The 24,037-nt window shown below is 70.8% G+C and carries 26 protein-coding genes and 1 riboswitch; of the genes, 10 read left to right on the forward strand and 16 right to left on the reverse strand.

Translation table 11 applies throughout. The annotated features are described in order from the left end of the window. Positions 1-59 precede the first annotated feature (59 nt). The 9 genes from ACWGI8_RS14950 to ACWGI8_RS14990 form a co-directional block, all read right to left on the reverse strand. Positions 60-518: a PH domain-containing protein gene (locus tag ACWGI8_RS14950; RefSeq protein WP_453661025.1), complete on the reverse strand. Its 459-nt coding sequence runs from the start codon at positions 516-518 to the stop codon at positions 60-62. A 15-nt stretch (positions 519-533) separates the two neighbouring features. Next, on the reverse strand, positions 534-1,382 hold the full coding sequence (hisG, locus tag ACWGI8_RS14955) for an ATP phosphoribosyltransferase (RefSeq protein WP_385418458.1): 849 nt from the start codon (positions 1,380-1,382) through the stop codon (positions 534-536). A 64-nt stretch (positions 1,383-1,446) separates the two neighbouring features. Further along, a complete protein-coding gene (locus ACWGI8_RS14960; protein WP_093658196.1) occupies positions 1,447-1,719 on the reverse strand; it encodes a phosphoribosyl-ATP diphosphatase in 273 nt (90 codons plus the stop codon). Between the two features lie 33 nt (positions 1,720-1,752). Then, a complete protein-coding gene (gene ribH, locus ACWGI8_RS14965) occupies positions 1,753-2,238 on the reverse strand; it encodes a 6,7-dimethyl-8-ribityllumazine synthase (RefSeq protein WP_453661026.1) in 486 nt (161 codons plus the stop codon). A 68-nt stretch (positions 2,239-2,306) separates the two neighbouring features. Next, on the reverse strand, positions 2,307-3,602 hold the full coding sequence (locus ACWGI8_RS14970) for a bifunctional 3,4-dihydroxy-2-butanone-4-phosphate synthase/GTP cyclohydrolase II (protein ID WP_453661028.1): 1,296 nt from the start codon (positions 3,600-3,602) through the stop codon (positions 2,307-2,309). Further along, entirely contained in the window at positions 3,599-4,234 is a 636-nt protein-coding gene (locus ACWGI8_RS14975; RefSeq protein WP_453661067.1) for a nicotinamide mononucleotide transporter family protein, read from the reverse strand. The genes ACWGI8_RS14970 and ACWGI8_RS14975 overlap by 4 nt, the downstream gene beginning before the upstream one ends. Before the next feature lie 5 nt (positions 4,235-4,239). Then, the gene (locus ACWGI8_RS14980) at positions 4,240-4,848 is read right to left on the reverse strand and encodes a riboflavin synthase (RefSeq protein ID WP_453661030.1); all 609 of its coding nucleotides are present in this window, start codon (positions 4,846-4,848) and stop codon (positions 4,240-4,242) included. Next, positions 4,849-5,928, reverse strand: coding sequence for a bifunctional diaminohydroxyphosphoribosylaminopyrimidine deaminase/5-amino-6-(5-phosphoribosylamino)uracil reductase RibD (gene ribD, locus ACWGI8_RS14985; RefSeq protein ID WP_453661032.1), 1,080 nt, complete (start codon positions 5,926-5,928; stop codon positions 4,849-4,851). A 167-nt stretch (positions 5,929-6,095) separates the two neighbouring features. Continuing rightward, positions 6,096-6,226, reverse strand: a riboswitch (FMN riboswitch). 320 nt (positions 6,227-6,546) lie between these two features. Beyond that, positions 6,547-6,762, reverse strand: a complete 216-nt coding sequence (locus ACWGI8_RS14990; RefSeq protein WP_453661034.1) for a hypothetical protein — start codon at positions 6,760-6,762, stop codon at positions 6,547-6,549. A 93-nt stretch (positions 6,763-6,855) separates the two neighbouring features. On the opposite strand from ACWGI8_RS14990, the gene ACWGI8_RS14995 reads away from it, so the two are divergent. Further along, a complete protein-coding gene (locus ACWGI8_RS14995; protein WP_453661036.1) occupies positions 6,856-7,965 on the forward strand; it encodes a DUF5937 family protein in 1,110 nt (369 codons plus the stop codon). A gap of 191 nt (positions 7,966-8,156) precedes the next feature. Here the strand turns inward: ACWGI8_RS14995 and ACWGI8_RS15000 are convergent, their stop codons facing one another. Both ACWGI8_RS15000 and ACWGI8_RS15005 read right to left on the reverse strand, forming a co-directional pair. Beyond that, a complete protein-coding gene (locus ACWGI8_RS15000; protein WP_453661038.1) occupies positions 8,157-8,834 on the reverse strand; it encodes a response regulator in 678 nt (225 codons plus the stop codon). Positions 8,835-8,909: 75 nt separating this feature from the next. Continuing rightward, entirely contained in the window at positions 8,910-10,109 is a 1,200-nt protein-coding gene (locus tag ACWGI8_RS15005; protein ID WP_453661040.1) for a sensor histidine kinase, read from the reverse strand. 140 nt (positions 10,110-10,249) lie between these two features. On the opposite strand from ACWGI8_RS15005, the gene ACWGI8_RS15010 reads away from it, so the two are divergent. Continuing rightward, positions 10,250-11,245 carry an SAM-dependent methyltransferase gene (locus ACWGI8_RS15010; protein WP_453661041.1) on the forward strand — a complete coding sequence of 332 codons (996 nt, stop codon included), beginning with the start codon at positions 10,250-10,252 and terminating at the stop codon, positions 11,243-11,245. A 325-nt stretch (positions 11,246-11,570) separates the two neighbouring features. Then, positions 11,571-12,713, forward strand: coding sequence for an NADH-quinone oxidoreductase subunit D (locus ACWGI8_RS15015; RefSeq protein WP_453661043.1), 1,143 nt, complete (start codon positions 11,571-11,573; stop codon positions 12,711-12,713). A 163-nt stretch (positions 12,714-12,876) separates the two neighbouring features. On the opposite strand, the gene ACWGI8_RS15020 is transcribed toward ACWGI8_RS15015, so the two are convergent. The 4 genes from ACWGI8_RS15020 to ACWGI8_RS15035 all read right to left on the reverse strand — a co-directional run bounded on the left by ACWGI8_RS15020 (position 12,877) and on the right by ACWGI8_RS15035 (position 16,472). Then, complete coding sequence (locus tag ACWGI8_RS15020; RefSeq protein ID WP_453661045.1) at positions 12,877-13,956, reverse strand: hypothetical protein; 1,080 nt, start codon at positions 13,954-13,956, stop codon at positions 12,877-12,879. A 141-nt stretch (positions 13,957-14,097) separates the two neighbouring features. Then, positions 14,098-15,084, reverse strand: a complete 987-nt coding sequence (locus ACWGI8_RS15025) for an ABC transporter substrate-binding protein (RefSeq protein ID WP_453661046.1) — start codon at positions 15,082-15,084, stop codon at positions 14,098-14,100. Between the two features lie 27 nt (positions 15,085-15,111). Beyond that, positions 15,112-15,780 (reverse strand): ABC transporter permease, encoded by a 669-nt coding sequence (locus ACWGI8_RS15030; RefSeq protein ID WP_453661048.1) that lies wholly within the window; start codon positions 15,778-15,780, stop codon positions 15,112-15,114. Further along, positions 15,780-16,472 (reverse strand): ABC transporter permease, encoded by a 693-nt coding sequence (locus tag ACWGI8_RS15035; RefSeq protein ID WP_453661050.1) that lies wholly within the window; start codon positions 16,470-16,472, stop codon positions 15,780-15,782. The genes ACWGI8_RS15030 and ACWGI8_RS15035 overlap by 1 nt, the downstream gene beginning before the upstream one ends. A 143-nt stretch (positions 16,473-16,615) precedes the next feature. Between ACWGI8_RS15035 and ACWGI8_RS15040 the strand changes: the two genes are divergently transcribed. Next, complete coding sequence (locus ACWGI8_RS15040) at positions 16,616-17,779, forward strand: ABC transporter ATP-binding protein (protein WP_453661052.1); 1,164 nt, start codon at positions 16,616-16,618, stop codon at positions 17,777-17,779. Here the strand turns inward: ACWGI8_RS15040 and ACWGI8_RS15045 are convergent. Continuing rightward, the gene (locus ACWGI8_RS15045; protein ID WP_453661054.1) at positions 17,766-18,878 is read right to left on the reverse strand and encodes an alpha/beta hydrolase; all 1,113 of its coding nucleotides are present in this window, start codon (positions 18,876-18,878) and stop codon (positions 17,766-17,768) included. The two genes, ACWGI8_RS15040 and ACWGI8_RS15045, sit on opposite strands and share 14 nt — an antisense overlap. A 144-nt stretch (positions 18,879-19,022) precedes the next feature. On the opposite strand from ACWGI8_RS15045, the gene ACWGI8_RS15050 reads away from it, so the two are divergent. From ACWGI8_RS15050 to ACWGI8_RS15075, 6 genes are all read left to right on the forward strand, one after another. Further along, positions 19,023-20,864, forward strand: a complete 1,842-nt coding sequence (locus ACWGI8_RS15050) for a phosphatidylglycerol lysyltransferase domain-containing protein (RefSeq protein ID WP_453661056.1) — start codon at positions 19,023-19,025, stop codon at positions 20,862-20,864. Between the two features lie 50 nt (positions 20,865-20,914). Further along, entirely contained in the window at positions 20,915-21,775 is an 861-nt protein-coding gene (gene folP / locus ACWGI8_RS15055) for a dihydropteroate synthase (protein WP_453661057.1), read from the forward strand. A gap of 320 nt (positions 21,776-22,095) precedes the next feature. Beyond that, on the forward strand, positions 22,096-22,557 hold the full coding sequence (locus ACWGI8_RS15060) for a nuclear transport factor 2 family protein (RefSeq protein ID WP_453661059.1): 462 nt from the start codon (positions 22,096-22,098) through the stop codon (positions 22,555-22,557). 193 nt (positions 22,558-22,750) lie between these two features. After that, positions 22,751-23,110, forward strand: a complete 360-nt coding sequence (gene folB / locus ACWGI8_RS15065; RefSeq protein ID WP_453661061.1) for a dihydroneopterin aldolase — start codon at positions 22,751-22,753, stop codon at positions 23,108-23,110. Next, positions 23,107-23,694, forward strand: a complete 588-nt coding sequence (gene folK / locus ACWGI8_RS15070) for a 2-amino-4-hydroxy-6-hydroxymethyldihydropteridine diphosphokinase (protein ID WP_453661063.1) — start codon at positions 23,107-23,109, stop codon at positions 23,692-23,694. Before folB ends, folK begins: the two co-directional genes overlap by 4 nt. A gap of 71 nt (positions 23,695-23,765) precedes the next feature. Continuing rightward, positions 23,766-24,037 (forward strand): DUF3180 family protein (locus ACWGI8_RS15075; RefSeq protein ID WP_453661065.1); only part of this gene is annotated, 272 nt, incomplete at its 3' end.

A 24,037-nucleotide genomic window follows, 5' to 3' on the forward strand; every position in this document is an offset into this window, starting at 1 on the left:
GGCGCACTCGGCGCCTCCGCCTCAAGAGTAATCACGAGCCTGCCCCGCGGGGCAGGGGCTCAGCCGTTGTCCGTGCCGGATCCCCTGGATTCGGCGAGGGCGCGCAGGGCCCGTGCGTCACGGATCGCGTGCTGACGGGCGATTCCCGGCTGGATTCCGAGGACCGGGAGGCTGGTGCCGTCACTCAGATCGAGGAACACCCAGGGGTCACCCGGTCGGAGGTTGACACGGAGGATCTCCGCCCACTCCAGCCGGCGGCTGCGGGTGAGGTTGACGACGGTGACGCCCTGGTCGTCGGCGACGACCTTGGGACGGCTGAGCAGGGCCAGTACGCCGAAGAAGACCGCCGCGGTGAAGATGAAGCTGATCCGCTCACCCGGGCCGAGCTTCTCCAGCGCGAGCGCGACGGCCGTGATGACGGCGAACATCACCGTGCCGACCGACAGCAGGACGGCCCGGGTGCGGGTCGGCCTGAAGGTCACGGGCAGGGTGGGAAGCTCCTGTTGTTCCACAGTCATGATCCGTGCCAATCCTCAGAGACGGCAGGCGTGGATCGCCGTGGTCAGAATCGCGCGGGCGCCCAGCTCGTAGAGGTCGTCCATGATCCGCTGCGCCTCCTTGGCGGGGACCATCGCACGGACGGCGACCCAGCCCTCGTTGTGCAGCGGGGAGACGGTCGGCGATTCGAGGCCCGGGGTGAGGGCTACGGCCTGCTCCAGGTTCTCGACGCGGCAGTCGTAGTCCATCATCACGTAGCTGCGGGCCACGAGGACGCCCTGGAGGCGGCGCAGGAACTGCTGCACCTTGGGATCGTCCGCCTTGGCACCCGTGCGGCGGATGACGACGGCCTCGGAGGTGAGGATCGGCTCACCGATGACGCCGAGTCCGGCGTTGCGCAGGCTGGTGCCGGTCTCCACGACATCGGCGATGACCTGGGCGACGCCCAGCTCGATCGCGGTTTCGACGGCGCCGTCGAGGTGGACGACGGAGGCGTCGATGCCGTTGTCCGCGAGGTGCTTGGCGACGATGCCCTCGTACGAGGTGGCGATCGTCAGCCCGCCGAAGTCCTCGACGCCGGAGGCGGTACCGGGCTTGGTGGCGTAGCGGAAGGTCGAGCGGGCGAAGCCGAGCTGGAGGATCTCCTCGGCGTTCGCGCCGGAGTCGAGGAGCAGATCGCGGCCGGTGATGCCGATGTCGAGGCGGCCCGAGCTGACGTAGATCGCGATGTCGCGGGGGCGCAGATAGAAGAACTCGACCTCGTTCTCGGGGTCGACGAGCACAAGCTCCTTGGAGTCCTTGCGCTGGAGGTAGCCCGCCTCATGGAGCATCTCCCCCGCAGGTCCGGAGAGTGAACCCTTGTTGGGGACGGCGATGCGCAGCATGAGGCGGGCTTCCTTTGCTTGGAGAGTGGGAACCTGTCTGAGGCTTCTGCTCAGAGGGTGCGTATCAGAGGTGGGCGTAGACGTCGTCGAGGGAAATCCCCCGGGCGACCATCATCACCTGGACGTGGTACAGCAGCTGCGAGATCTCCTCGGCTGCGGCTTCCTTGCCCTCGTACTCGGCGGCCATCCACACCTCGGCGGCCTCCTCGACGACCTTCTTGCCGATGGCATGGACACCCTTGTCCACCAGCTCGGCGGTGCGGGAGGTGGCGGGATCGCCATTGGCGGCCTTGTGCTGGAGCTCGGCGAAGAGCTCCTCGAAAGTCTTCTTGGACATGGTGGTCCCACCCTACGCGGAAGTGGCCTCTCCTCAGCGCCAGGGTTCAGATACTGAACGCAGCGTCGCCGCGGTGGCCACGGCGGCGGTGACCGCCTCGTGTCCCTTGTCCTCGTTGGAGTCCTCCAGCCCGGCCCGGTCGAGCGCCTGCGCCTCGGTGTCGCAGGTCAGTACGCCGAAGCCGATGGGGACGCCCGTGTCGATGGAGACCTGGGTGAGGCCCTGGGTGACGCCCTGGCACACGTACTCGAAGTGGGGGGTTCCGCCACGGATCACGACGCCCAGCGCGACGACCGCGTCATAGCCCCGGCCGGCCAGCACCTTGGCGACGACGGGCAGCTCGAAGCTGCCGGGGACCCGCAGCAGGGTCGGCTCGTCGATGCCCAGCTCGTGCAGGGCGCGCAGGGCGCCGTCGACGAGTCCGTCCATGACCTTCTCGTGCCACTGGGCCGCGATGACCGCCACGCGGAGGTCTCCGCAGTTGCGTACGGACAGTTCGGGTGCGCCCTTGCCGCTCACGTTTCTCCTCGTTCCGTTTCTTGCTGTCTCGCTGTCTTGCTGGCTTGCTGTCTTGCTGTCCTGCTGGCTTATTGGTTGCCGCAGGTCGACGCGGTGGCGGCGTCGAGCCAGGGCAGATCGTGTCCCATCCGGTCCCGCTTGGTCCGCAGATACCGCAGGTTGTGCTCGCCCGCCTGCACCGGCATGGCCTCGCGGCCCTCGACCTTCAGACCGTGCCGCACCAGCGCGCTGATCTTGTCGGGGTTGTTGGTCATCAGCCGGAGGCTGCGTACGCCGAGGTCGACGAGGATCTGCGCGCCCGCGGCGTAGTCCCGGGCGTCGGCGGGCAGGCCGAGCTCCAGGTTGGCGTCCAGCGTGTCGCGGCCGCGTTCCTGCAGTTCGTAGGCCCGCAGCTTGGACAGCAGACCGATGCCGCGGCCCTCGTGGCCGCGGAGATAGACGACCACTCCGCGCCCGGCCTCGGTGATGCGCTCCATGGAAGCCTGCAGCTGGGGGCCGCAGTCGCAGCGCAGCGAGTGGAAGATGTCCCCGGTCAGGCACTCGGAGTGGACCCGGACGAGGACGTCCTCGCCGTCGCCGATGTCGCCGTGGACGAGGGCGACATGCTCGACTCCGTCGACGGTGGAGCGGTAGCCGTACGCCGTGAAGGCGCCGTGCGCGGTGGGCAGGCTGACCTCGGCCTCGCGGCGGACGGTCGGCTCGGAGCTGCGGCGGTAGGCGATCAGGTCTTCGATGGAGATGATCGTAAGGCCGTGCTTGCGGGCGAACGGGATCAATTCGGGCAGCCGCAGCATGACGCCGTCCTCGCCGGCGATCTCCACGATCGCTCCGGCGGGGCGCAGTCCCGCGAGCCGGGCGAGGTCGACGGCGGCCTCGGTGTGGCCGTTGCGCACGAGGACACCACCGGGCTTGGCGCGCAGCGGGAAGACATGGCCGGGGCGCACGAAGTCGGTCGGCGCGGCGGTGCCGCTCGCCAGCAGCTGGAGGGTGGTGGCCCGGTCGGCGGCGGAGATGCCGGTGGTCACGCCGTACACGGGGGCGGCGTCGACGGAGACGGTGAAGGCCGTGCTCATCGACTCGGTGTTGTGGTCGACCATCTGCGGCAGCTGAAGTCGCTCCAGCTCGTCGCTCTCCATGGGCGCGCAGATCAGCCCGCGGCACTCGCTCATCATGAAGGCGACGATCTCGGGCGTGGCCTTCTCGGCGGCGATGACGAGGTCGCCCTCGTTCTCACGGTCCTCGTCGTCGACGACCACGACGGGCCGGCCCGCGGCGATGTCACGGATGGCCTGCTCGACGGGGTCGAGGGCGAATCCCTCGGTGTCGTCGTTGTCCGTCGGGTACCAGGTGGGCAGAGCACTCATGCTGCCGCTCCTTCCAGAACGGTGGTGCGGGACCGGAGCCACCAGTCGCGCAGGCCCCACAGGACGAGCGCGCCGTAGATGACGTAGACGAAGCCGGAGAAGGCGAAGCCGTTGGCGAAGTTGAGCGGTACGCCGACCAGGTCGACGAGCAGCCAGGCGAACCAGAACTCGACCATGCCGCGCGCCTGGGCGTACATGGCGACCAGCGTGCCGACGAAGATGTACGCGTCGGGCCACGGGTCCCAGGACAGCGACGGGTACGCGGTGAACAGCCCGCCGACGGCGAGGGTGCCGAGGACGGCCGCGCCGGCCATCACCCCGCGCTCGCGCCAGGTGGCGAAGCGGACGGCGATCGAACCGTCCTGGGCCTGCTGCCGGCCGCGGGTCCACTGCCAGTAGCCCCATGCCGCGACGGCCATGACGACGACCTGCTTGCCGGCGCTGCCCGTCAGGTGGGACGTGGCGAACGCGGCGAAGAGGATGACGCCGGAGGCGAACTGGGCGGGCCAGGTCCATATCGAGCGCCGCCAGCCGAGCGCGAGCGCGGTCAGGCCGACGATGTTGCCGATCATGTCGGACCACTTGATGTGCTGGCCGAAGGCGGTGAAGGCCTCCGAGTTCAGCCAGTCCAGGGCGCTCACTTCGCGCTCTCCTCGGCGTCGGCGCCGAGCAGCCGCTCGACGTACTTGGCGATGACGTCGACCTCGAGGTTGACCGGGTCGCCGGGCTGCTTGATGCCGAGCGTGGTCAGCGCGAGGGTGGTGGGGATCAGGCTGATGGTGAAGTAGTCGGGACCCGCGTCGACGACGGTGAGACTGACTCCGTCGACGGTGATGGAGCCCTTCTCGACGACGTACCGGGTGAGGTCCGCCGGGAGCGAGATCTTGACGATCTCCCAGTTCTCGGACGGCTTGCGCTCGACGATGGTGCCGGTGCCGTCGACGTGTCCCTGGACGATGTGGCCGCCGAGCCGGCCGCCGACGGCCATCGGCCGTTCCAGGTTGACGCGGGAGCCGGCGGCGAGCGCACCGAGGCTGGAGCGGTTCAGCGTCTCGGCCATCACGTCGGCGGTGAACTCGCCGTCGGCGGTGTCCACGACGGTGAGGCACACGCCGTTGACGGCGATGGAGTCTCCGTGCTGCGCGCCGTCGGTGACGACAGGGCCGCGCAGGCGGAAGCGGGAGGCGTCGCCGAGGTCCTCGACCGCGGCGACCTCACCCAGCTCTTCGACGATTCCGGTGAACACTCAAGCTCCCTTGGGGACGGTCGCGGTGATGCGAAGATCGGGGCCGATCCGTACGGTCTCGGTCACGTCGAGCCGCAACGCTTCGGTGATGGTGGTGATTCCGGCGTCGGCGAGGGCCGGGCGGCCCGCGCCGAGAAGTACGGGCGCGAGGTAGCCGACGACTCGATCGACGGCTCCCGCGGAGACGAAGGACCCGGCGAGGGCCGGTCCGCCTTCGAGGAGTACGGAGCGGACGCCTCGTTCGTACAGGGCGTCCAGCAGTGCGGTGACGGACAGACCGCGGCCGTCCCTGGGTAGCCGCAGGACGTCCGGGAGGTGGTCGCTCTCCGCGTCCTCGGCGACCGCGATCAGGGTCGGTGCGGCGTCGTCGAGGACGCGGGCGCCGGGCTTCACGGCGGCGGCGTCGGTGTCGACGACGACACGCAGTGGCTGTACGGCGCCGTCCACACCGCGCACGGCGAGGTGCGGGTCGTCGGCGCGGGCCGTGCCGGAGCCGACGATCACGGCATCGGCCTCGGCGCGCAGCCGGTGGACGTCGGCGCGGGACTCGGGGGAGCTGATCCAGCGGCTGGTGCCGTCGGCGGCGGCGATCCGGCCGTCGAGGGTGGCGGCGTACTTCCACAGGACGTAGGGACGGCCCAGGCGTACGCAGGTGAGCCAGGCGATGTTGCCGGCCTCGGCCTCGTCGGTGAGGAGCCCGGACCCGACCTGGACGCCGGCCGCGCGCAGTGTGTCGGCACCGCCGGTGGCCTGCGGGTTCGGGTCGGCTACGGCGTACACGACCCGGGCGATCCCGGCGTCGGCGAGCGCCTGCGCACAGGGGCCGGTGCGACCGGTGTGGTTGCAGGGTTCGAGGGTGACGTACGCGGTGCCGCCGCGGGCGCGCTCGCCCGCGTCACGGAGGGCGTGGATCTCGGCGTGCGGGCCGCCGGCGCGCTGGTGGAACCCCTCGCCCACGGGCTGTCCGGACGCGTCGGTGATGACGCACCCGACGACCGGGTTGGGGCTGGTGGAGCCGAGTCCACGGGCGGCGAGCTCAATGGCTCGGCGCATCGCGTCTGCGTCGGCTGCGGTGGCCACCGGGTCCTCCTGCCTCTTCGGGCACGGACTCCGGGGCTGTCGATGACGACAGAGAAAGCGGAACAACACCTCACGGGAGCGCCGGACCCGACGGAACCGACCGTCCTTGAGGATCTCCCGCAAGGACGATCAGCCACAGACGGCCGACGGACCACGAGGGTCGCCCACCGCGCACTGCCTCCCATCCGGACTTTCACCGTCGGTCCAGGAATTTCACCTGGTCAACCGACCGCTGGATGCGGACGGGTCGCGGACTGTAACCGCCGGTTCGGAATTACACCGACCCCGGAGTGCGCTGCTGCTGATACAGGGCCAGTCTGCCACGCCTGATTGCGGGCCATGCGAGCGAATGACTGTGTCCTGACTCACAACTAGGGCCTGTCGTTCGGATCAGGCCGGCAGCGACATCTGCGGCTACCGCCGCGGGGCGAGCGGGGTCCGGCGCGTGCAGATGCAAGGCGGAGGAAGGAGCCACTGCGGTGGGGGTACCTCCCGTGCCCGAAGGGCTACGGGGGACATTGGCGACTGACGACAACGCAGCTGGGGGTCCCCCCAGGCGAAGCTCTGGGGGAGCGCGTGCCAGGGCACGCGAGCCCGGCAAGATCCGAACGACAGGCCCTACGGCCAGTGGGGGCTTTTGCGGCGGAGAAGACGGGTCAGCGGCGCGCGGAGGCCGGGGCCGACGGGGCAGCCGGCGAGGACCTGATGGAAGCGGTGGAGCTCACGGAGAGCCCTCACCGTGGACAGGTCGTCGCGGCCGGGGAGCGGCGGGGCAGTTTCACCGTGCTGGGCGGCCCGCCAGGTGTCGAGCATGTGCTGCTGGATGACGTCCATGCGATTCAGGCTGCGCCGGTCCGGCGCCCCGCGGCGCGTCGATTGACGATCGGCGTCAATCGGCGCGACCGGCCGCCACCGCCACCCCGCACCATGGGGGATGTGAGCGTCACCATCGACATCGCGGGCCTGCCGCCCGAGCGCATCGTCTTCGAGATATCACCCCTCGCCGAGCTGGGCGTGGCGCTGCACGCGCTGGCCGAGCCCGGGCATCATCCGGGGCTGCACGGCTGGGCGACGGCGACCGCCGCCGCGCTGAAGCCCGACCTTGCCGACCGGCTGCACGAGGCGGAGTTCCTCTGGACGTCGACCTTCTCGGACGTGTTCCTGCCGTTCTCCGGCGTCCGCGGCGGCGACGGCCGCACGGGCACCACCCTCGCCGAAGAGCTCGACATGATCGACCGGCTCGACGACGAGCGATTCATCGCCTGCACCATGGAGTTCACCTGCTCGGCCTGGTACGCCACGGGCGGCCCCGTGGACCGCGACCGTGCGCTGGAGCTCGCCGCCACCCGCGGCCCCAAGCAGCTCGACTTCGCCCGGCGGCTGCTGGACGACCCCGCCTCCGTACGCGCCTGGATACGGCGCCTCTTCGAAGACTGCGAGCAGGCGTTCTTCGCGGACACCTGGAACCGCGTCCGCACCCAGCTCGCCGCCGACGCCCGCCACAAGACCGACCTACTGCGCCGCAAGGGCCTCGCGGAGGCGCTGCGCGCCGTGTCCCCCGCGCTCTCGCTCAACGACGCGACGGGCCGTATCGAGGCCGACAAGCTCACGGTGGGCCACACGACCGCCGTGGACCCGGCCGTCGGTGCGGGGGTCACCTTCGTGCCGTCCAGCTTCGGCTGGCCGCATCTGATGGTGCTGCACGCCCCCGGCTGGCGGCCGGTCGTGCAGTACCCCGTCGCCACCCCCGAACTCCCCGGCCCCGCCTCCGTACAGCTGCTCACACTGCGGATGCAGGCGCTCGCCCACCCCATGCGCCTGCGGCTGTGCCGCAACCTCGCCCGCGCGCCGTACACGACGGGCGAGCTGGCCGACGCGCACGGCATCACCGCGCCGGAGGTCTCCCGGCATCTGTCGGTCCTGAAGAAGGCCGGTCTGATCACGACCCGGCGGCGCGGCCGGTACGTGCTCCACCAGCTGGACGTCTCGGTCGTGGCCCGGCTGGGCAGCGACTTCCTGGAGACCGTCCTGCGCTGAGGCCCGTGGAAGCGGCGCACAGGTACGCCCGGCGCGAAGCGGGCGATCTCCCGATCAGTCGACCTGGGTCGGCCGGCCCGGATCGGTCGAGCCGGATCAGTCGAGCCGGATCAGTCGAGCCGGATCAGTCAACCCTGCCCGGTCGACCCGGCCGGTCGACCCAGCCGATCGACCCGGCCGGTCGAAGCGGGTCAGGCGCCCGCGCCGCCGCCCGCCCGCACCAGGCCGGTCTCGTACGCGAGGACCACGACCTGTACCCGGTCCCGCAGACTCAGCTTGGTGAGGATGCGCCCCACATGGGTCTTGACCGTGGCCTCCGACAGCACCAGCCGGGCGGCGATCTCACCGTTCGACAGGCCCTGGGCGACGAGGAGCATGACCTCGCGCTCGCGGTCCGTGAGCCGCTCCAGCTCCTTGTGCTGCGGCTCCTTGCTGGTCGACGGAAGCATCGGCGAGAAGCGGTCCAGCAGCCGGCGCGTCGTGGACGGCGCGACCACTGCGTCACCGCTGTGCACGGAACGGATCGCGCCGAGCAGCTCGCCCGGCGGCACGTCCTTCAGCATGAAGCCGCTCGCACCCGCCTTCAGCCCCGAGAACGCGTACTCGTCGAGGTCGAAGGTGGTCAGGATCAGCACCTTGGGCGCACCGGGCTGGGCGCAGATGCGACTGGTCGCCTCCACCCCGTCCAGGCGCGGCATGCGCACATCCATCAGCACCACGTCCACCGCCGTCGAGCGGAGGATCTCGATCGCCTCGGCCCCGTCACCGGCCTCCGCCACGACCTCCATGTCCGGCTGGGCGGCGAGCACCATCCGGAAGCCGGTGCGCAGCAGCACCTGGTCGTCGACGAGCATCACGCGGATGGTCATGTACGGAGTCCTTGTCTCGGGGGCGTGGTCAGCCGTCTCGGGGGGCGTGGTCAGCCGTCTCGGTGCGTGGTGAGCCTAGTGGGCGGGCTTGAGCGGGAGCAGGGCGCTGATCCGGAATCCGCCGCCCGGCCGCGGCCCGGCGTCCAGCGTGCCGCCGACCATGCCGACGCGCTCCCGCATGCCGATGAGGCCGTGGCCCTTGCCGTCGGCGCCGCCGTCCTCGTACATCTCGTGGGCCGCACCCCGGCCGTCGTCCTCGACGAGCAGCCCGAGCCCGTCGTCGAAGTACACCAGCCGGACGCTCGCCCCGGCATCCGGACCACCGTGCTTGCGGGTGTTGGTGAGGGCCTCCTGCACGATCCGGTACGCAGTGAGCTCCACGCCGCTGGGCAGCGGGCGCGGGGTGCCCTCGATCTTGAAGTCGACCGTCAGGCCCGCGCTCCGCACCTGCTCGACCAGGTCCTCGATCTGCTCGACGTCGGGCTGCGGCACGTACTCCCCGCTCTCCGGGGCGTCGCCCGTGCGCAGCACGCCCAGCAGCCGGCGCATCTCGGCGAGTGCCTGGCGGCCGGTGCTGGAGATGGTCTCCAGCGCCTGCCGGGCCTGGTCGGGCGCGGCGTCCAGAACGTACGCGGCACCGTCGGCCTGGACCACCATCACCGAGACGTTGTGCGCGACGACGTCGTGCAGCTCACGGGCGATACGGGCGCGCTCGGCGGCGACGGCGACCTTGGACTGCGCCTCACGCTCCTTCTCCAGCCGCGAGGCCCGCTCCTCGAGCTGGGCGAAGTAGGCGCGGCGGGTACGCATCGAGTCGCCGAGCACCCAGGCCAGGACGAACGGGACGGTCATGACGACACCGAAGAAGATCCGCCCGCCGATGCCGACGCTCTCCTCCGGCCAGCGGATCTGGGCGAGCGTGGCCGCGGACAGACCGCCCAGCAGGGCGAGGCGGGAGGCCCAGCGCGGTCCGTCGTGCGCGGCGACGGTGTAGATGATCGCCAGCATCGCGAGGTCGGCCGGGTTGGCTCTGATGTCCAGCGCGAGCTGGGCGGCGCCGAGGCCGGCCACGAGCAGCAGCGCCTTCTCGGGCATGCGGCGGCGCAGTGCGACGGCGAGGCACAGCAGCAGGACGATGACGGCGGCCACGCCGCGCGGTTCCGCCCCGACGTCCACCTGGACGACCCACAGCATGGAGAACCCGAAGAGCATCACAGCCCAGAAGCTGTCGACGCCCGTCGGGTGTCTGCGGAGGAAATCGTAGAGGCGCTGCACGTGACCCAGCGTAGGCAAGCCGGAAAGGTCCATGGGTCAACCGGAGGGTCGATCCGGTCGGGGAATGCCTACTCCCCAAGGTGGAGACTGGGCCACGTGACGTATGAGGTGGGAGCACGTGACGTATGAGGTGGAGCCACGTGACGTATGAGGTGGCGGAAGAGACGGGCCGGCCGGGCGGTGCCGAATGGATCCCGTGGCGGGAGGCGACGGAGCGCGCGCTGTACGGGCCGGCGGGCTTCTACCGGCGGCCCGAGGGACCGGCCGGGCACTTCCGTACGTCCGTGCACGCTTCACCGATCTACGCCGGTGCGGTCGCCCGGCTGCTGGCGGAGACCGCCGAGTCGCTGGCTCCGGGCACGGCCGAGGTCGCGCTGGTCGACATGGGTGCGGGTCGCGGGGAGCTGCTGAGCGGGGTGCTCGCGGCGCTGCCGGAGGGCTTTCCGGTACGGGCGTACGCCGTCGAGCGCGCCGCCCGGCCCGACGGCCTCGACACACGCATCGAGTGGAGCGAGTGGCCCCCGGCCGGGGTGTCCGGGCTGCTCTTCGCGAACGAGTGGCTGGACAACGTCCCGGTGGACATCGCCGAGACGGACGGTTCGGGCGTCGCGCGGTACGTCCTGGTCCGCGCGGACGGCGAGGAGCGCCTCGGGGATCCGGTGACCGGGCCGGACGCCGAGTGGCTCGACCGCTGGTGGCCGATGGCCGGGCCCGGGGCACGGGCGGAGATCGGCCGGCCGCGCGACGAGGCGTGGGCGGCCGCGGTCGCCACGCTGGACGCCGGGCTCGCGGTCGCCGTGGACTACGCGCACGACGCCGACGCCCGGCCGCCCTTCGGCACGCTGACGGGATTCCGCTCGGGCCGCGAGACCCAGCCGGTGCCGGACGGGAGCTGCGACATCACCGCGCACGTCGCCCTGGACGCCTGCGCGGGGCCCGGCGCCGAGCTGGTCAGCCAGCGCGAGGCTCTCCACCGCCTCGGCGTCTCGGGCGGGCGTCCGCCGCTCGCCCTGGCCTCCTCGGACCCCACGGCGTACGTCCGCGCCCTGGCATCGGCGGGCGAGGCCGCCGAGCTGACCGCGCGCGGCGGCCTCGGCGACTTCACCTGGCTGCTGCAGCCGGTCCCGGCGGGGTGAACGGGGCCCGCCGCCGAAGCCCCCGCCGCTTCCCGTACCTGGCGTCGCCGCTTCCCGTACTTGCCCCGCCCGTACCCGTACCTGGCCTGCCCGTTCCCGTGCCCGGCTCGCCCGTTCCCGTACCCGCCCCCGCCGCTTCCCGTACTTGGCCCGCCCGTACCCGTGGGCAAGACCTATGGGGCAAGACCCCAGACCCCCGTACGGCCTTCGGTCGCGTCCTCGATCGCCGCACAGGCCGGATCCCGGGGGCGGAGCCCCGGCCGGGGCGCGTCCACCCGCTGGGCAGGGCCGCACCCACTCACCCCCGCGAGGGATACTGTCGCCCATGACGGAGACGACGTTCGGCATCGGCGGCGCGGCGGAGAGCACCGACATGGTGCTGAACATCGGGCCGCAGCATCCCTCCACGCACGGCGTGCTGCGCCTTCGTCTCGTCCTGGACGGGGAGCGCATCCAGCACGCCGAGCCGGTGATCGGCTACATGCACCGCGGCGCGGAGAAGCTCTTCGAGGCGCGCGACTACCGGCAGATCGTGATGCTGGCCAACCGCCACGACTGGCTGTCCGCGTTCTCGAACGAGCTGGGCGTCGTCATGGCCGTCGAGCGCATGCTCGGCATGGAGGTCCCTGAGCGTGCGGTCTGGCTGCGTACGCTCCTGGCCGAGCTGAACCGCGTCCTCAACCACCTGATGTTCCTTGGGTCGTACCCCCTCGAACTGGGTGGAATCACCCCGATTTTCTACGCCTTCCGTGAGCGGGAGGACCTCCAGCACGTCATGGAGGAGATCTCCGGCGGCCGGATGCACTACATGTTCAACCGCGTCGGCGGCCTCAAGGAGGACCTCCCCGCCGGCTGGACCGGCCGGGCCAGGGCTGCGATCGCCGAAGTCCGTTCCCGCATGGACGTGTACGACCGGCTCGTCGTCGGCAACGAGATCTTCCGTGGCCGTACCCGCGGCATCGGCGTCCTGACCCCGCAGACCGCGCACGCGTACGGAGTCTCGGGACCGATCGCGCGCGCCTCCGGCGTCGACTTCGACCTCCGGCGCGACGAGCCGTATCTGGCCTACGGCGAGCTCCAGGACACCCTGAAGGTCGCCACCCGCACCGAGGGCGACTGCCTGGCACGCTTCGAGTGCCTTCTGGACCAGACGCACAACTCGCTGGAGCTGGCGGACGCCTGCCTGGACCGGCTGGCCGAGCTGCCACCCGGGCCGGTCAACCAGCGGCTGCCGAAGGTGCTGAAAGCCCCCGAGGGCCACACGTATGCCTGGACCGAGAACCCCCTGGGCATCAACGGCTACTACCTCGTCTCCAAGGGCGAGAAGACGCCGTACCGCGTCAAGCTCCGCTCGGCCTCGTACAACAACATCCAGGCGCTGACCGAGCTGCTGCCGGGCACGCTGGTCGCCGACATGGTGGCGATCCTGGGATCGCTGTTCTTCGTCGTCGGCGACATCGACAAGTAGCGGCCGGCGGCCGAGCGCGCTGCGGGGCCGCGCACTCGCGCAGGAAACCACGGCCAGGACGGCGATGTCCTGACCGCCGTCAGGACATCGCGGTCAGGACATCACCGTCAGGTCATCACCGTCAGGACATCGCCGTCAGGACATCGCCGTCAGGACATCGCCGTCAGGAAATCGCGCTGCGCAGCTCCGCCACGTCCAGCTGCTCGGTCTCGTCGTGCTCCGTCAGATCGATGACCTCGCCCACCGCGCGGTCCTCGATGCTCCCCGAGAGCTGCGCCTGGGCGGTACCCCCGGCCTCGGCCAGGGCCTCCTCGCCGACCACGTCCGCCAGGTCCTCGTTCTGGACCGAGGCGAGCTGGGCGGGTTCGAGAGCCGCGACCGGCTTCTTCCCGGCAGAACCGGCGGTACCCGTGGTACCGGCGGTCGCGGTGGCCTGCGCAGCCTGCCCTGCCTGCGTGCCGAAGAAGTCGAAGCCGCCCTGGGGGCGCGGTGCCCGGCGGCGCTGCGCGGAGTACGGGACGATCGCCGCGGCGACCGGCACCCGTGTGGCGGGAACGGCGGACGACGGGCGGGCGTGCTGCTCTCCCCCGGCGACCGCCGCGTGCTTCCCCTGCGGCTCGTCCGCCTCTCGCGCCCGCTCGGCCAGATCACGCTTGCGGGCCTCCTCGACGGTGCGCCTGGCCTCCTGCGCCGCGGCATTGCGCGACAGGTCGTCCAGCGCCTTGGACGCCCGCAGATACGCGGACGGCGTCGGCGTGGAACCGGCCGGGGGCAGCTCCTTGGGCGCGGCCGCTTCGAGCGCGAGCTGCCTGCGGCCTTCGAGCGCGGTGGCCCGCTCGGTCTCGGCGGTCGCGTACCGCCGGAGCAGCGCGGCGTGCTCGTTGCGCAACCCGGCCAGTTCGACCCGCTTCGAGCGGAGTTTCGCGTCGAGCTTGGCGCGCAGCTCGCGGGATTCGTCGAGATCGGTCTCCAGCTCGGCTATTCGCTCCTCGGTCTTCCACGCGTCGCTGGCGCGGGCGCGGGTGAGCTCGGCGACGCGGCGGCCCGCGCTCCGGTCCCAACTGCGCATGAGGACAGCGCCGGTGACCGCAGCGGCGGCAGCGGCCGCGACCAGGGTGCGAAGCACGACCGGATCCGCGAGTAGCCAGGCGCCGGCGGCACAGAGCACCGAGGCTCCGGCGACCGCGGAAGGCGGAAGGAGCCTGTGCAGAGGTGGGGAATGGCGGTGGCGTCCACGTGGCATGGCCTGAAATTTACCGTGCGTAGGTGACGATTGGGGGGTCAGCCCGGCAATCTCTTCGCCACAAGGACACATCCCTTCGGCATACCGGGCCGGCTCCCTTTGTCCGCGGCCGCCCTTCCGCTATCCGCCGCCCTTCCGCGGCTACTTCTTGATCAGACCCTTGGACTCCAGATACTCCTTCGCGACGTCCTCGGGCTTCGCCCGCTCCGCGTCCACCTTCCGGTTCAGCTCGACGAGATCCGGCGTCGTCAGCGCCTTGGAAAGCGCGCCGAGCGCGTCGGCTATCTCCTGCGCGCCCGCGTCCTTCGCATTGACCACCGGCAGTACGTTGTCAGCGTTCTGGAGCTTCTTGTCGTCCTCCAGCAGCACCAGGCCGAAGCTCTCCAGCGTGGCGTCGGTCGTGGTGGTCAGCACCAGCTGGTCCTCACCGTCCTTGACCGCCTGCTTGGCCTGCGGCGTGCCGACGCCCTTCGGGTCCACGCCCGCCACATCGATGCCATAGGTCTTCTTCAGACCCGGCGCGCAGAACGGCCGCACCTCGCACTCGTCACCGGCCGCGACCTTGACCTTGATCTTCGACCTGCCGAGATCGGAAAGGGTCTTGAGCTTGTTCTTCTCGGCGAATTCCTTGCTCACCGCGAACGCGTTCTGGTCGACGGCCGCTCCGGCGGGCAGCACCTTCAGACCGCGCGGCGCCGCGAGCTTCTCCAGACCGGCGACGGTGGCGGCGACATCACTCGACGCGACGGGCTTCTCCTCGGGTGCCTTCGGCCCGTTCACCTTCGCGTTGAGGAATTCCGCGATCGTCGCCGCATATTCCGGTACGACGTCGATCTCACCCTTCTCGAGGGACGGTTCGTACAGCTCGCGGTTCTTCACAGTCGTCACCGACGCGCTGTATCCGGCGTCGCGCAGCACCTGGGCGTAGAGCTCGGCCAGCACCTTGGACTCCGTGAAGGCCGCGGCGCCGACGACGAGCGAGCCCTTCTTTCCGCCGCCCGCGTCACCGCCCGAGCCTCCGGAGCTCCCCTTCTCCTGCTCCAGGCTGTCGCCGCCGCACGCGGCGAGCGAGCCGACGAGGGCCACGACGCCCAGAACCACACCCGCGATGCGCGAGGTCTTGCTCATCAGGTCACCATCCAAGGGAGTGAGTCGTCACACGGTTTTCCGGAGGGGACTGCACAAGCGGTCCACCACCACCAGCACGGCCTCCACCAGGAGGGCGAGCACGGCCACGAGCAGGGCGCCCGCAACCACTTGCGGAGTGTTGTACGTGTTGAACCCGGCCGTGATGATCCGGCCGAGGCCGCCCTGTCCGACCATCGCCGCGATCGTCGCGGTGGCGACGACCTGGACCGCGGCCGAGCGCAGCCCGGTCATGACCATCGGGTACGCGAGCGGCAGCTCGACCCGCACGAAGAGCTGCCGGCCGGACATCCCCATGCCCCGCGCGGCCTCCACCACGGCCCGGTCCACCCCCCGCATGCCCACATAGGCGTTGGTGAGCAACGGAGGCACGGCGAAGAGCACCAGTGCGGTGATCGTCGGGACATAGCCGGCGCTGCGCAGCGGCGTCACCATGAAGAGCGCGAGCACCGCGAAGACGGGAACGGCCCGGCCCGCGTTCGAGATGTTCACGGCGATCGCGCCGCCGCGGCCGATATGTCCCAGGTACAGCGCGATCGGCAGCGCGATGGCACAGGCCAGGGCGAGGGCGGTCCCGCTGACGTACAGATGCTCCCCGAGCCGGTGCCAGGCACCGCTCTCCCCCGACCAGTTGGCGGTCGCGGTCAGCCAGGTCCAGCTCTTGGCCAGTACGTCCATCAGTGGGCCCCCCGGGTCCCGGCGGCCCGTATTCGGGTCCAGGGCGTGAGCAGGCGCTGCACGCCCAGGAGCAGCAGATCGGCGGCGACGGCCAGCAGTACACAGAGCACGGACGCGGTCAGCACCTGTGCCTTGAAGAAGCTGGGCAACGCGTCCTCGATGAGGTTGCCCAGGCCGCCGCGGCCCACGATCGAGCCGACCGTGGTGAGCGCGATCGTCGAGACCGTGGCGATCCGCAGTCCCGCCATCAGCGCCGGCAGGGCCAGCGGAAGCTCGACCTCCCACAGCAGCCTGCCCGGCCCGTACCCCATGCCGCGAGCCGCCTCGCGTGCCTCGTCGGGCACCGCTTCCAGGCCCGCCAGGATGTTGCGCACCAGAATCGTCAGCGAATAGAGCACCAGGCCCGTGATCACCAGGGCGGCGGAGAGTCCGAAGAACGGCAGCAGCAGCGAGAACATCGCCAGCGACGGAACGGTGTAGAGCACCGTCGTCAGACCGAGGACCGGGCCCGACAGGCGCGGGTGGCTGCGCGCGAGCAGCGCCAGCGGAAAGGCCACCGCCAGCCCGATCGCGACCGAGACCACGGTGATCCAGACATGCTGGACCGTCGCGTCGATCAATTCCCCGCTGCGGGAACGGAGATACTCGCCGCAGATCCAGTCGTTCGCCACCAGGCAGCTTTGACCGGCCATATGCCCCACCCCCGATCCGGCGTTCGACTTGTTCGACCGGAAACCGACCCTATCCCCCGCCACTGACAATCGCCGAGGAGCTTCGCGTTCCAGCAACACGGCCTTCACACAAGCCCCGCCGTGACCCGTCACAATGGGGAACCATGATCCGATTCGAGCACGTCACCAAGCGGTATCCGGACGGCACCACCGCCGTCGACGACCTCTCCTTCGAGGTGGCCGCCGGCGAACTGGTCACGCTCGTCGGACCTTCCGGCTGCGGCAAGACGACCACGATGAAGATGGTCAACCGGCTCATCGAGCCGACCGAGGGGCGGATATACCTCGACGGGGACGACATATCCGATATCGACCCCGTCGAGCTGCGCCGCCGTATCGGCTATGTCATCCAGCAGGTCGGGCTCTTCCCGCACAAAACGGTCCTGGAGAACACCGCGACCGTGCCTCATCTGCTGGGCTGGAAGCGCGCCAGGGGCCGCGAGCGCGCCGCCGAACTCCTCGATCTCGTCGGTCTGGACCCCAGCGTCTACGGCGACCGCTACCCCGAGCAGCTCTCCGGCGGCCAGCGACAGCGCGTGGGCGTGGCCCGGGCGCTGGCGGCGGACCCGCCGGTCCTGCTGATGGACGAACCGTTCGGCGCCGTCGACCCCGTCGTACGCGACCATCTGCAGAGCGAGTTCCTCAAGCTGCAGGCCGCCGTCCGCAAGACGGTCCTCTTCGTCACCCATGACATCGAGGAGGCGGTCCGGCTCGGCGACCGTATCGCCGTCTACGGGCAGGGCAGGATCGAGCAGTTCGGCGCACCTGCCGCCGTGCTCGGCACCCCGGCCACCCCGTACGTCGCGGACTTCGTCGGCGCGGACCGCGGGCTCAAGCGGCTGTCCGTCACCCCGATCGAGGAGGGCGACCTCGAACAGCCCCCGGTGGTGCACCTCGACGACCCGCTGCCCCGCACGCTCGGCTCCCGCTGGGCCGTCGTCCTGGACCACGAGGACAATCTGCACGGCTGGATCTCCGCCGAGCACGCCGCCCGCAGCGGTTCCGTGCGCGAGCACGCCCGCCGCATGGAGGCCTGGCTGCCCGTCGGCGCCTCCCTGAAGCAGGCCTTCTCGACGATGCTGCAGCACGACGCCGGCTGGATCGCCGTCATCGACAAGGAGGAGACGGGACGTTTCCTCGGCGTCCTGACCCCGGCGCGGCTGCACGAGGCGCTGCGCCGCTCCATCGACGCCGACGCCCAGGACATCCCGCGTACCGAGGTGGAGCTGGAGACCGTGGAAACGGTGAAGGCGGCTACACCGCGCTGAGCCGGCCGCTCATCCACACCAGGGCCGGCGGGATCTCGCGGCGCCAGGTGTTGAAGTTGTGTCCGCCGCTGTCGAGCGTGATGGACGAGACCCGCGCGGGCGCCTTCACCTTCTTGATGAAGTCGAGGGTGCCCTTGAGGTTGCCCTCGCCCTCCTTGGACGTGGTGACCAGGAACGACGAGGCGCCCTGCGGCCGGCGGTCCAGGCTCCACAGCAGATTGGCCCGGTTCCGCTCGCTCTTGTTCCCGCGGAAGAGGTCGCCGGTCGTCGGGTCCTCGGCGGCCTTGTAGTACGCGGAGAGACCCGCGCCCGCGGCGAACTGCTCGGGGTGGTGCATGGCGATCTTCAACGCGCAGTAGCCGCCCGTCGAGTTGCCGATGAAGCCCCAGTTCCGCGGCTTGGTGCCGACGCGGTACGACGCCGACACGGCGGCCGGCAGGTCCTTGGCGAAGAACGTCTCGGTCCGGGGTCCGCCCTGAATGTCGACGCACTCGGTGTCCCGGGGCGGCGCGACGGTCGGCCGCAGCATCACCAGGATCATCGGCTGCATCTTTCCGTCCTTGGCCTGCTGGTACGCCGTCCTCGGGTACTTGAGGCCCTTGAGGAGGTTCTCCGCGGTGCCCGGGTAGCCGGTCAGGACCACCGCCGCGGGAAAGGTCTTCTTCGCGTACGCGGGCTGGAAGTACTCGGGCGGCAGATAGACGTACGCGGGGCTCTTGATGTCCGACTTCTCACCGTGGAGCACGATCTTCTGTATCTGTCCGCCGGTGGCCGGCCGCGAGCCGCCCGGGACGTCCAGCTTCTGCTTGCCGACCACCTTGATGCGCTTGCCGCCGGCCGAGTGGTCGACGACCACGCCCATGTCCTGCTCCTGGCCGAAGAGGTCGGCCCAGGAGCCGTAGAACAGAAAGGAATTGTTGGCGGCCAGGCCGACCGAGGCGAACAGCGCCAGCTGGGTCACCAGCAGCAACCCCACCCTTCCGAGCACGGCTCGCCAGCCGCGGCGGGACAGCCGCGGCCAGAGCCAGATCGTCGCGGCGAAGAGAGCCACTGCGGCCAGAACGGCCAGCGCCAGAACCTTGTTACTGGTGAGACCCATGAGGCTATCGAGCTTCTTCCGTGAGAATTTTCTGAGTGCGAGTGAACCCGCCGCCCCGAAGTCCCGTCCTAGAGAGCGCAAATTGTCCGGGCCGACTGTTCTGCGGCCGAGGACTCACGATCTCTCTCGGAGCCACGGGAAGCGATGTCTGTCACGATAGATGGGGATAAGTCGGGCTTGGTTCCGGTTGCGGTACGCCGGATCCTCAGCGGCCCGCGCGCCGAATCCGTACCTGCGCTCGTCGGCACGGCCTGCACCTTCATCGGCCTGATCGACATCGTCGCCGGTGTCTTCCCGCGCTTCCGGCACAGCCGGATGCACGCCTTCGCCGAGGTACTCCCGGGCGCCCTCGGCCCCTTCGCCGCCGCGCTCTCGCTCAGCGCCGGCGTCCTGCTGCTGCTTCTCGCGCACGGCCTCAAGCGGCACAAGCGGCGTGCCTGGCGCGCCGCGATCGTCCTGCTGCCGGCCGGCGCCGCCGCCCAGTTCGTCTACCGGGACTCGGTCATCGGCGTCCTGCTGTCGCTGGTGCTGCTCGCGCTTCTGCTGCGCCACCGCAGCCAGTTCGCGGCGCTGCCCGACCCGAGCAGCCGCTGGCGGGCCCTCGCCAACTTCGTTCTGATGGGCGCGGGTTCGCTGGGCCTCGGTCTGGTCATCGTCAGCGCCCATCCGCGCAAGGTGATCGGCAACCCCAGCCTCACCGACCGCCTCGAGCACGTCCTGTACGGCCTCTTCGGCTTCGAAGGACCAGTCGACTACGAGGCCGGAGTCGACTGGACCGTCGGCTACTCACTCGGCGCGCTCGGCCTGCTCACCGCCATCACCACCATCTACCTGGCCTTCCGCCCCGAGCACCCGGCCGCCCGGCTCACCGAGGACGACGAGGCAAGGCTGCGCGAACTGCTCACCAAGCACGGCGGCCGCGACTCCCTCGGCCACTTCGCGCTCCGCCGCGACAAGGGCGTCGTCTTCTCCCCCAGCGGCAAGGCCGCCGTCACCTACCGCGTCGTCTCCGGTGTGATGCTCGCCAGCGGCGACCCGATCGGCGACGTCGAGGCCTGGCCCGGCGCGATCGAGCGCTTCATGGACGAGGCCAAGGCCCACTCCTGGACCCCCGCCGTCATGGGCTGCTCCGAGACCGGCGGCGAGGTCTGGACCCGCGAGACCGGCCTGGACGCCCTGGAACTCGGTGACGAGGCGGTGGTGGACGTCGCGGATTTCTCGCTGACCGGGCGCGCCATGCGGAACGTGCGCCAGATGGTGAAGCGCATCGAGCGCAACGGCTACGAGACCCGCGTACGCCGCGTCCGTGACCTCTCCGAAGGAGAGCTGGAGCGGATACGCCAGGCCGCGGACGACTGGCGCGGCACCGAGACCGAGCGCGGCTTCTCCATGGCCCTCGGCCGGATCGGCGACCCCTCCGACGGCGACAGCGTGATCGCCACCGCCCACAAGCAGGACGAGGGCGAGCCGGGCCCGTACGGCGACCTGAAGGCCGTCCTCCACTTCGTCCCCTGGGGTACGGACGGCATGTCCCTGGACCTGATGCGCCGCGACCGCTCCGCCGACCCCGGCATGAACGAGCTGCTGATCGTCGCCGCGCTGCAGGCCTCCCCCAAGCTCGGCATCGAGCGGGTCTCGCTGAACTTCGCGATGTTCCGCTCGGCGCTCGCCCGCGGCGAGAAGCTGGGCGCCGGCCCTGTGCTGCGCACCTGGCGCGGACTGCTGGTGTTCCTCTCCCGCTGGTTCCAGATCGAGTCGCTGTACAAGTTCAACGCCAAGTTCCGGCCGCGCTGGGAGCCGCGCTTCGTGGTCTTCCGCAACACCCGCGACCTGCCGCGCATCGGCTTCGCCGCGATGCAGGCGGAGGGCTTCGTGACCTTCGCCCTGCCGCGCCCGTTCCGCCGCCGCCGGCCGGCACCCGCGCCCCGTCCCTGCGCCCACATCCGCCCGGCCACCGCCGGCGAACACGAGGCCCGCGCGGCATAGCCGCAGCGGCGGCGGCATAGGAGAGCGGTATACGGGCCTAGGCTGGTCGTATGAGTACGTTGCGCGGACGGGGCACGGCCGTGGGCCTGCCGGAGTGGGACCGCTGTGCGGTCATGGGAGTCGTCAATGTGACGCCCGACTCCTTCTCCGACGGAGGCCGCTGGTTCGACACCACGGCCGCCGTCAAGCACGGTCTCGACCTGGTCGCCGAGGGCGCCGACCTCGTGGACGTGGGCGGTGAGTCCACCCGGCCCGGCGCCACCCGGGTGGACGAGGACGAGGAGCTGCGGCGCGTCATCCCCGTCGTACGGGGTCTGGCGGCCGAGGGCGTCACCGTCTCCGTCGACACCATGCGCGCCTCGGTCGCCGCGCAGGCGGTCGCGGCCGGCGCGGTGCTGGTCAACGATGTCTCCGGCGGCCTCGCCGACCCGGAGATGGTCCGGGCCGTCGCCGCCGCCGAGGTGCCCTTCGTCGTCATGCACTGGCGCGGCTTCAGCGAGGACATGAACAGCAGGGCGGTGTACGCGGACGTCGTCGCCGAGGTCGTCGCGGAGCTGCGGGAACGGATGGACGCGGTGGTCGCGGGCGGTATCGCGCCCGAGCGGATCGTCGTCGACCCCGGCCTGGGCTTCGCCAAGCAGGCAGAGCACGACCTCGCGCTGGTCGCCCACCTCGCCGCGCTGCGCGGGCTCGGCCGCCCGCTGCTGGTCGCGGCCTCCCGCAAGCGCTTCCTCGGCCATGTGCTGGCCGGCGGCGCCGCGACCCCGCCGCCCGCCCGGGAGCGCGACGCGGCCACCGCCGCGGTCTCCGCGATCGCCGCTCACGAGGGCGCGTGGGCGGTCCGAGTCCACGAGGTACGAGCCACGGCGGACGCGGTACGGGTGGCCCGGGCCGTAGAGGGAGCACAGTGAGCGACGCAGGCGAGGCCACCGGGCCGCAGACAGTCGCCAAGGCCGCGCCTCTGCGCCGAGCCGGCGGAGAAGCGAACGGAAAAACACAGTGAGCGACGCAGGCGAGGCCACCCGGCCGCAGACAGCCGTCAAACCCGCACCTCTGCGCCGAGCCGGCGGAGAAGCGAACGGAAAAACACAGTGAGCGACGCAGGCGAGGCCACCCCGCAGACAGTCGTCAAGACCGCGCCTGTGTGCCTGAGGGCAGGCGGTCCGCCGCGTGCCTCCGCCGGGGGTACTCCCGTCCGGACGTCGGCTCTGGGGAAGATCGGAACGGCACTGTGACACCTCGTACCGACGTCGAAAAGGTCGAGGAGGCCAACACCGCCTTCTACGAGGCGATGGAGCGCGGTGACTTCGAGGAGGTCTCCGCGCTCTGGCTGGACGGCGCGGGCGGCGACGACATCTCGTGCGTGCACCCCGGGTGGCCGGTGCTGTCCGGGCGCGGCGAGGTGCTCCGTTCGTACGCCCTGATCATGGCGAACACCGAGTACATCCAGTTCTTCCTGACCGATGTCCGGGTCAGTGTGGCCGGGGACACGGCCGTCGTCACCTGCACCGAGAACATCCTCAGCGGCGCGCCGGCGGAGCAGGAGGGCGAGCTCGGGCCACTCGTCGGGCAGCTGGTCGTGGCCACGAATGTGTTCCGCCGCACACCGCACGGATGGAGAATCTGGTCACACCACGGGTCACCCGTACTTGCCGAATCCGAGGAGGAGGAGAACGACGAGTCCCCCTCCTGAGTGGGTAAACGCGCTTGTGGAGGTTCGATTTCGCACCTGCGGGGTAGGCGCGGCTACCAGTCGCCGACGGGTCTGTCCATAGCCCCCGTGGGCGGGCGTTGTCGGTGCTCGCAGGTAGATTCGATTCAGTGCACTGCTGCCGCCCGCACGCGGCTGCGTGCGCGCAGGACCTACGACAGCAGGAGTGATTCGCGTGGATCGTGTCGCGCTGCGCGGCCTCAAGGCCCGCGGGCACCATGGCGTCTTCCCCCGGGAGCGCGAGGAGGGCCAGACCTTCATCGTGGACCTGGTGCTCGGCCTCGACACCCGCCCCGCGGCGGCGGACGACGACCTGGCGAAGACCGTTCACTACGGCGTGGTGGCGGAGGAGGTCGTCGATGTCGTCCAGGGCGAGCCGGTGGATCTGATCGAGACGCTCGCGGAGCGCATCGCCCAGCAGTGCCTCAAGCACGCGGGCGTCCAGGAGGTCGAGGTGGTCGTGCACAAGCCGGACGCCCCGATCACCGTCCCGTTCGACGACGTGACCATCACGATCACCCGGAGCCGAGTATGAGCGATCCCACCGTGCAGCCCGTACCCGCCGCCGTGGTCGAGCAGGTCGACGCGGCGGACGTCACCCTGTCCAATCCGAAACGGGCCGTGATCGCGCTCGGCTCCAACCTGGGCAACCGGCTGGAGACGCTCCAGGGCACCATCGACGCGCTGGAGGACACGCCCGGCGTGCGGGTCAAGGCGGTCTCCCCCGTGTACGAGACGGAGCCGTGGGGCGTCGAGCCCGGCTCCCAGCCGGCGTACTTCAACGCGGTGGTGGTGGTGAAGACCACCCTGCCGCCCAGCTCCCTGCTGGAGCGCGGCCAGGCCATCGAGGAGGCCTTCGACCGGGTGCGCGAGGAGCGTTGGGGGCCGCGCACGATCGACGTGGACATCGTGGCGTACGCGGATGTGGTCTCCGACGACCCGGTCCTGACCCTGCCGCACCCGCGGGCCCATGAGCGGGCCTTCGTCCTCGCCCCGTGGCACGACGTGGAGCCCGAGGCCCAGGTGCCGGGCCGCGGGCCGGTCGCCGAGCTGCTCGCGAGCGTGGGCCGGGAGGGCGTCGCGCCGCGCGCCGACCTGGAACTCCGCCTGCCCGAGTAGTCGTTAGGCTCTTGGGGTCGGCACGGTACGACCTGCCCACACGCCCAGACTCCCAAGACGAAGGACACGCGGTGAAGCAACTACGGCTCGGGGTGCTGGCCGGACTCTTCGCCGTGGCCGGGGTGCTGTCCTGGGGCGGCGCCCGCCTGTGGGACTCGATCGGCACCCTGCCGAGCGTGCCGCTGGCCGCGCCGATCGTCCTGGCGGCGATCGCCGCGGTCCTCGCGGCGACCGCGATCTCGCTTCGCGCCCGCCTTCGCGCCCAGCGCGAGCGCCGCCCCGGCGCGAAGGGCGTCGAGCCCCTGATGGCGGCGCGCGCGGTGGTCTTCGGCCAGGCCAGCGC

The organism is Streptomyces sp. NPDC054841 (assembly GCF_053611045.1).